General features: G+C 37.2%; 5 protein-coding genes. All 5 read right to left on the bottom strand.

Annotated elements, in window-relative coordinates; all coding sequences use genetic code 11:
* Positions 1–46 precede the first annotated feature (46 nt).
* The 5 genes from GSA01S_RS08475 to fadD are packed head-to-tail and all read right to left on the bottom strand — an operon-like array spanning position 47 to position 7118.
* On the bottom strand, positions 47–826 hold the full coding sequence (locus GSA01S_RS08475) for an enoyl-CoA hydratase/isomerase family protein (protein ID WP_066126625.1): 780 nt from the start codon (positions 824–826) through the stop codon (positions 47–49).
* Between the two features lie 24 nt (positions 827–850).
* Entirely contained in the window at positions 851–2038 is a 1188-nt protein-coding gene (locus GSA01S_RS08470; protein WP_066126623.1) for a thiolase family protein, read from the bottom strand.
* Between the two features lie 25 nt (positions 2039–2063).
* On the bottom strand, positions 2064–4319 hold the full coding sequence (fadB, locus tag GSA01S_RS08465) for a 3-hydroxyacyl-CoA dehydrogenase/crotonase FadB (RefSeq protein WP_066126622.1): 2256 nt from the start codon (positions 4317–4319) through the stop codon (positions 2064–2066).
* Positions 4320–4350: 31 nt separating this feature from the next.
* A complete protein-coding gene (fadE, locus tag GSA01S_RS08460) occupies positions 4351–5556 on the bottom strand; it encodes an acyl-CoA dehydrogenase FadE (protein ID WP_066126621.1) in 1206 nt (401 codons plus the stop codon).
* 26 nt (positions 5557–5582) lie between these two features.
* Positions 5583–7118 carry a long-chain-fatty-acid--CoA ligase FadD gene (gene fadD, locus GSA01S_RS08455; RefSeq protein ID WP_066126619.1) on the bottom strand — a complete coding sequence of 512 codons (1536 nt, stop codon included), beginning with the start codon at positions 7116–7118 and terminating at the stop codon, positions 5583–5585.
* Positions 7119–7511 lie beyond the last annotated feature (393 nt).

Below are 7511 nucleotides of genomic sequence, written 5' to 3'. Positions count from 1 at the left end.
TCAAGTTTATGCCCAGCCACTCGTAATGAGTCTTTATCTCCCTATATTAAAAGTTGGGCTGTCTTTTATTTAAAAATGCCTCTACGGCTTCAAAATGATTGGCTTGTTTAGATGCCTCATGCATATATTTTGCTTCTAATTGATTGAATTCATCTAATGCTGGATACTCGATGGTAGCCATCATTTCTTTTTGGTAAGCATAGGCAATATATGGCCCCTGAGCTAGTTTTTGCGCTAATTTTAAAGCCGTCGCATAAACTGTTTGATCAGGAACGACATCATATGCTAAACCATATTCTTTGGCTAATGAGGCATTGATGGTTTCATTTAACATCAAATGACGACGTGTACGGAAACTACCAATCGCACGATACAAGCGATAAATTAATCCTGTATCTCCCGGTAAGCCCATATTTGAAAATCCAGGTATTAATCTTGAGCTTTCGCCAACGACGATAAAATCACAAGCCATCGCCAACCCAAAACCTGCACCTACTGCAAAACCTTCTACAGCTGCAATGACGGGCTTTTTATTTTTTATAATGGCTTCAATCATATAACCTGTTTCCCTTACTGTATCATAAGGAATATGTGTTTTTGTTTCTATCGCTACCTTAAATTGGGTAACATCACCCCCAGCACTGAAGTTGTCTCCAGTGCTAGTAATGATAATGACTCTAACCTCTTCATTGTCTTCAAAAGATTTCATTGCTTCCATTATTGCGCGATAATTATCTTTTGATAAAGCATTACCATATTTTGGACGATTAATCGTTAAGGTGGCGATAGAATTTTCAATATTGATCAATAACTCTTGATTTTCCATTCTAATCCTCCTGTGTCACGGATACTAATGAATATATTCGAAAATTCCGGCTGCTCCCATTCCGACACCAATACACATTGAAACAATGCCATATTTTGAATCTGGACGACGTTTCATTTCAGCTAACAAACGAGCTGTTAAAATAGCCCCTGATGCGCCTAGTGGATGTCCTAGTGAAATTGCGCCTCCGTTAACATTAGTAATTTGTTGATTAATTCCTAATTCACGCATAGAAGCTAAAGCTTGAGAGGCAAAAGCTTCGTTTAATTCAATTAAGTCAATATCATCTAAAGTAAGATCTGCTAATTTTAATACTTCTGGAATTGCATAAGCTGGTCCAATCCCCATTAATTTAGGATCTACCCCTACAGCTTTAAACCCAACAAACTTCGCAATCGGTTTAATCCCTAATTCTTTGACTTTCTTGCCTGACATTAATACTACGAATCCACAACCGTCACTAATTTGTGATGAAGTCGCTGCTGTTACCGATCCATTCGCTTTAAAAATCGTCGGTAATTTCGCTAAGCTCTCCATATTCGTCCCCGGACGAATGCCTTCGTCAGTTTTGTATTCTTCCTTCGTTACTACCGGACCTTCAGCGGTATAAGTCACTTTGTTAACTTGTACTGGTATAATTTCATCTGCTAAACGACCTGCTTGTTGTGCCGCTAAAGCACGTTGATGACTTTGGACTGCAAATGCATCTTGATCTTCACGTGAAACACCATATTTTTCAGCCACATTTTCAGCGGTTAAGCCCATTGGCGTTCCGGCTCCGACACCTTCTCTTTGTAAAGTCGGGTTATTGGTTGGTTCATTTCCTAACATTGGCACTGCACTCATAAACTCAACGCCACCTGCTACTAACACATCAGATTGCCCAGCCATAATCGCGTTAGCTGCTGTTGCAATCGTTTGTAAACCTGATGAACAGAAACGATTGACTGTTTGACCAGCAACGGTATAAGGTAATCCTGCTCTTAACGCAATCGTACGAGCAAAATTATTTCCTTGTACTGCTTCTGGGTAAGCACATCCTACAATCACATCTTCTATTAAGTTTGGATCGAATGGTCCTTCGATACGATCAATGACCCCTTTTAAAACTTCAGCCGCAATATCATCAGGACGGTCATTGGCAAATGCTCCGCGTTTATTTCCTTTTCCTACAGCTGAGCGGCCATAAGAGACAATGTATGCTTCTTCCATATTTTTCCCCTCCATTGTTCATCCATTAATTTCTTAACGGCTTTCTAGTTTTTAACATATGTGCAATACGTTCATATGTTTTTTGATTTTTCGCTAAACGTGTGAATTGGGCTTTTTCTAAGCTTTGTAAGTATTCTTGATTAACGAGTGTCCCTCTTGGCACCTCGCCACCTGCTAATACTTCGGTTAATGCTAACGCAATTTCCATATCGTAATCACTAATAAAATGACCTAATCTCATAGAATCTAATTGCCCTTCAACCACACCGATGAAGTCTGTGCCTAAAGCTGCAAAAGTACGTTTTGTACGTGGAACATAGCCGGCATTAGCCTCAAAGCGAACACGGTCTAAAGCCACATCAATACGACGATCGCCATTCATAATGATGGTATCTGTTGGTTTCAAGAATAAGTTTTCTTGCGCTTCATAAGCATTCATCACCACTTTAGCTTGAGCCACATTCATCACTACTTTGGCTAAGGTTTGAATTTTGTTAGACGTTTGATCATTACCAATGGTTGCGCGTTCAGCTAATTCTGCTAAACCTCCACCACCTGGAATTAAACCAACACCCACTTCTACTAAACCAATATAAGATTCAGCTGCTGCTACAACAAATGGTGACGCTAATAAAATTTCTGCTCCACCACCTAAAGCACGCCCTTGAGTTGCGGTTGCGATTGGTTTAGTTGCATAACGCATACGATTGACAGCATTATGTAATACTGAAATAGTACCTCCAACTAATTCATCTACTTGCTCTTGTTCGATAGCTGCTTTCATCATTAACAAGTTCGCACCTAAACTGAAGTGTGGCCCATCAGAATAAATAACCATTCCTGAATAGTCTTCCTGTTCTAATGTATCAACTGCTTTAATTAAATCCTCGCATAAACCATCAGTAATCGTATTATTCGGTGTCTTAAACTTGAACAATAATTGATCCGTGTTGACAACACTAAATCTTGAAGTCTCTCCATCCCATAGATCTTTTTCAATTTTCTCTTCAATCGACGTCGTTTGTTCTAAGCGCTCACCTGGTTGGTAAAACGGTTCAGTACGATTCGCTACCCATTCTGGTAAAGATCCATATTCTTTTGTTAAGCGTTCTTTAACACGTTCGAATCCCATTAAATCCCATAATTGGAATGGTCCTTTTTGCCAATTGAAGCCCCAAACTAAAGCACGGTCGATATCTTTATAATCATTCGCTGCTTTTGGCACATTTAATGCTGAGTAATAAAACGATGCCGCTAAGGTTTCCCATAAATACTTTCCAGCTGGATCGTCACTATTAAAGATAATATCTAAATTATCTTTTAATTTACGACCAAATTGAGCTAAAATAGGTAACGCTGGCATTTCCACCTCTGTATATTCTAATGTATCCGGTGAAATAACTAATTTTTTGCGACCTTCACGCTTGTAAAATCCTTGTTTTACTTTATTACCTAATAAACCTTTTTCTAATAATTTTGGCATTAAGTCTGGTAAAGTGAAATGTTCCGTCTCACTTGGATCCATCATGATACCTTTAACTACTGAAGTTGCAATATCTAATCCAACTAAGTCTGATAAAGCATAGGTTCCCATTGGGCGTCCAATAACTTTTCCAGTTAAAGCATCTGCTTCAACAACTGATAAACCTAGTTTTTCAGCTCTGGCCATGTTGTCCGCCATTGCATGCGTACCAATACGGTTAGCGATAAAGGCTGGGACATCATTTGCTGTTACAACTCCTTTACCTAAGCCATTAATTGCAAAGTCACTCACCACTTCCATTGTAGCGTCACTTGTTTTTGAATTAGGAATTAATTCTACTAATTTCATGAAGCGTGGTGGATTGAAGAAGTGCATTCCTAGGAAGCGCGCTCTTTCATCATCTGATAAGACTTTAGCAATCATTTCAATTGGAATACCAGAAGTATTAGTCGCTAAAATGGCTGTATCCTTCGCTACGGCAGCGATTTTCTTCCAAATATCATGTTTAATTTGGATATCTTCCTTTACTGCTTCAATAAATAAATCAGAATCAGAAGCTTCTTTTAAATTATCATCAAAGTTTCCATAGGATAAATTCCCTAAAAACTTCGCATCATATAACATCGGTTTTTTACGATCATTAATGCGATCATACCCCATTTTAGATAATTTATTTTTATCATTTTGATCAATTACTACGTCAAGTAATTCTACTTGAATACCGGCGTTAACGAGAAGGGCCGCGATTTGCGACCCCATCACGCCAGCACCCAATACGGTTGCTTTTCTAATGGTCATATTATTTCCTCCTCGTCATCTTGTAGCACTTTTAGTTAAATGCTGCTTCACCTGTCATTGCTCGACCAATGATAAGTGAGTTAACTTCATGTGTTCCTTCATAAGTGAAAACTGCTTCAGCATCTGAGAAGAAGCGTGCAATATCGTAATCTGCTACGATACCATTACCGCCACAGATACCACGTCCCATTGCTACTGATTCTCTCAAGCGTAATGAGTTAATCATTTTACCAATCGACGTCACCACTTCATTGTAATCGCCTTGTTCTTGTAACTTCGCAATATGGACACATAATGACATTGCTTGTGTTAAGTTTGCTTGCATCATTGCTAATTTTTCTTGAACTAATTGATAACTTGCAATCTTGTTACCGAATTGCTCACGTTCTTTAACATATTTCAAGGTTGCTTGTAAAGCTCCTGCCATTCCACCCGTTGCCATGAACGCAACAGCTGCACGTGTTGAGAATAATACTTTGGCAATATCTTTGAAGCTATTAATGTTTTGTAGACGTTTTGATTCCTCTACTTCAACATTCGTTAACTTAATATTACAGTTAGGAACGATCTTCAAAGCAATTTTATTTTCAATAACATCGATTTCAACACCTGCTTGTTCTCTTTCAACAATGAAACATTTTGGTTTACCTGTTTCTTCATCACGCGCATAAACTGGAATGACATCCGCTACAATTGCGCCACCAATCCAACGTTTTTCACCGTTTAAGATCCATTTATCTCCTTCACGACGAGCAGTAGTATCTAATCCCCAAGCTACGTCTGAACCATGCAATGGTTCTGTTAAAGCGAAACAAGTTCTTAATTCATGAGAAGCTAATTTCGGTAAATATTCTTTACGTTGAGCGTCATCTCCACCAAATAAGAAGGAATTAAATCCTAATCCTGAGTGAACACCTAATAAAGTAACTAAGGAAATATCAAAACGAGCTAAAGTATAAGTGAAGAAGAATTCAAATAATTGACTTGGTGCTTTCGCGCCTTCACGACCTTCAAATAATAATGGGTTTGTTTTATAACCTAATTTTCCTAAATCTTCAAAGAAGCCTTCTGGTACTGTACAATTAGTCCAATGTTTATTTAAATCTTTACGATACTTACTTTCTAAAAGTTCTACTAATTGCGCTAAAACCTTTACTTCTCCTTCGGTTAAATCAGCAGATAATTTTAAAACATCCTCAGGATATAATCTATTTAATAATTCTTGTTTAGTTGACATAATAATTTCCTCCATATTCGTATTCTTTATTTATTGTGATTAACTGGATCATCAATTTCTTTTGCGTATTCATTCATCATCCGTTGAATTTCTAAACGGTCAGGTTTCCCAACTGAATTCAATGGGATTTCTTCTAGTACTAAGTATAGTTTTGGTACTTTATAACCTGCTAAGTTTTTCATCATAAACTCATCTAAAGCCGCTTCAAAGTTTTCATAATCGCGTGCTTCAGGGTTTAAGATAATGGCTGCTGATACTGACTCTCCATATTTCGGATTATCATATCCCACTACCAAGCCACTCTTAATTAATGGATGTTTATTAAGAATCGCTTCTACCTCAGAAGGTAAAACATTCTCGCCACCGGTAATGATTAACTCTTTCAGACGATTAACAATTGTTATTTCACCTTTTTCATTACGAGTTGCTAAGTCACCCGTTCTAAAATACCCCTCGTGGAAGGCTTTTTCATCTTCTTCAGGTAAATTCCAATAGCCTGCAAACACATTGGCACCCGCTACTAATAATTCACCCACTTCGCCAACTCCAACTTCTTCTAATTGGTCATCAACAATCTTAATCTTGCCATTCATTAATGGTTGGCCAATAGCTGCTGGATTTTCTTTCGCAAATTCCTTACGATTGAACGTTACTAAAGGCACTTCAGATAAACCATAAATGTTCATAATGGGTTTGCCCATTTTTTCAAAAGCTTGTGCAATTTGTGGTAAAGGTGGCGCGCCACCAGAAACAATTAGATCAACACTTTCTAAAACATCTGGTGCAAAGTCAGGTGATGCAAGCATCGCATAATACATCGTTGGAATCATAATTAAAGTATTTGGACGATACTCACGAATCATACTATTTAAAGTCTGAGCATTAAAATAGCGTTCCAATACAATCGTTCCACCTAACATTAAAACAGGAACTAACATATCAACAAATCCGATAATATGGAATAACGGCACATTGATAATAACGCGTAATTCCTCCGTTAAGTTAAATGATAAAATCTCATTAAAAGCGTTATTACGATAACTTTGATGTGTATGAAGTACCCCTTTAGGTGTTCCAGTTGAGCCACTTGTGTAGATTAAGAATGCTGGATCATTCAACTCAAGATCTACAGATTCAAATGGACGGTGATTAGCTGGATTGACAATCTCATCATATTCCGGTAAATCAATGTTTAATTTAATATACTCTTTGGGAACATTTTCCAAACGATCCTCATGGTTAACAGCGTTTACGATGAATTTCGTTCCTGAATCTTCAACAACTTTCGCAATCTCTAATGGCTTAAGACGCCAATTTAATGGGATGAATACAGCTCCCATCTTAATACAAGCAAAGAAAAAATCGGCAATCGCAACATCATTTGGTGCAAATACCCCCACTCTATCTCCTCTTTGAACTCCTTGCTCAACAAGATAATTCGCTAAGTTCTCTGCACGGACATTCAATTCATGATAAGTCCATTCTCTTTTTTTAGCTGGCTCAATAATCGCAACTTTATCACTATGAGTCACAGCTCTCACTTTAATCCAATCGAAGTTCATACAATACCTCCTCTTTAATAAATGTAAACGCTGTTTTGTTTACGCTTTCATTATAGCAAGTCTTTGCCATTAAAAAAAATAATTAATATTCAGACTTACTATAAGCTGAGCTAATAGTATAGTTTTTATTCACAAGTCAATAATAATTCATGCAGCGGCTCTTATTCACGATCATTGGTTGTTATATCAGTGTTTAACAGTTAATTTGTAATCTTATGTTTAGTTATAAATATTAATTATCACAATGTGGTATATAGAATGAATTAGTAAAACTTATATCTACTGATGAAAAGTGGTCTCATTCTCTATAAATAAACGCATCTTTAACGTCTTTAACTACCAGAATAAAGAATCATCTTCTCTTATATGACCTATCTCATCTTATTTTTGATT

The organism is Globicatella sanguinis NBRC 15551 (assembly GCF_001552295.1).
GTDB classification, from domain to species: domain Bacteria; phylum Bacillota; class Bacilli; order Lactobacillales; family Aerococcaceae; genus Globicatella; species Globicatella sanguinis.
Note: the sequence above shows the minus strand (reverse complement) of the source record. Positions and strands in the feature narration are given on the sequence as shown.

Bases quoted from the DNA above. Each gene is read 5' to 3' on its own strand.
- GSA01S_RS08470 (WP_066126623.1), bottom strand. From the start codon at position 2,038: ATGGAAGAAGCATACATTGTCTCTTATGGCCGCTCAGCTGTAGGAAAA.
- GSA01S_RS08475 (WP_066126625.1), bottom strand. From the start codon at position 826: ATGGAAAATCAAGAGTTATTGATCAATATTGAAAATTCTATCGCCACC.
- fadB (WP_066126622.1), bottom strand. From the start codon at position 4,319: ATGACCATTAGAAAAGCAACCGTATTGGGTGCTGGCGTGATGGGGTCG.
- fadE (WP_066126621.1), bottom strand. From the start codon at position 5,556: ATGTCAACTAAACAAGAATTATTAAATAGATTATATCCTGAGGATGTT.
- fadD (WP_066126619.1), bottom strand. From the start codon at position 7,118: ATGAACTTCGATTGGATTAAAGTGAGAGCTGTGACTCATAGTGATAAA.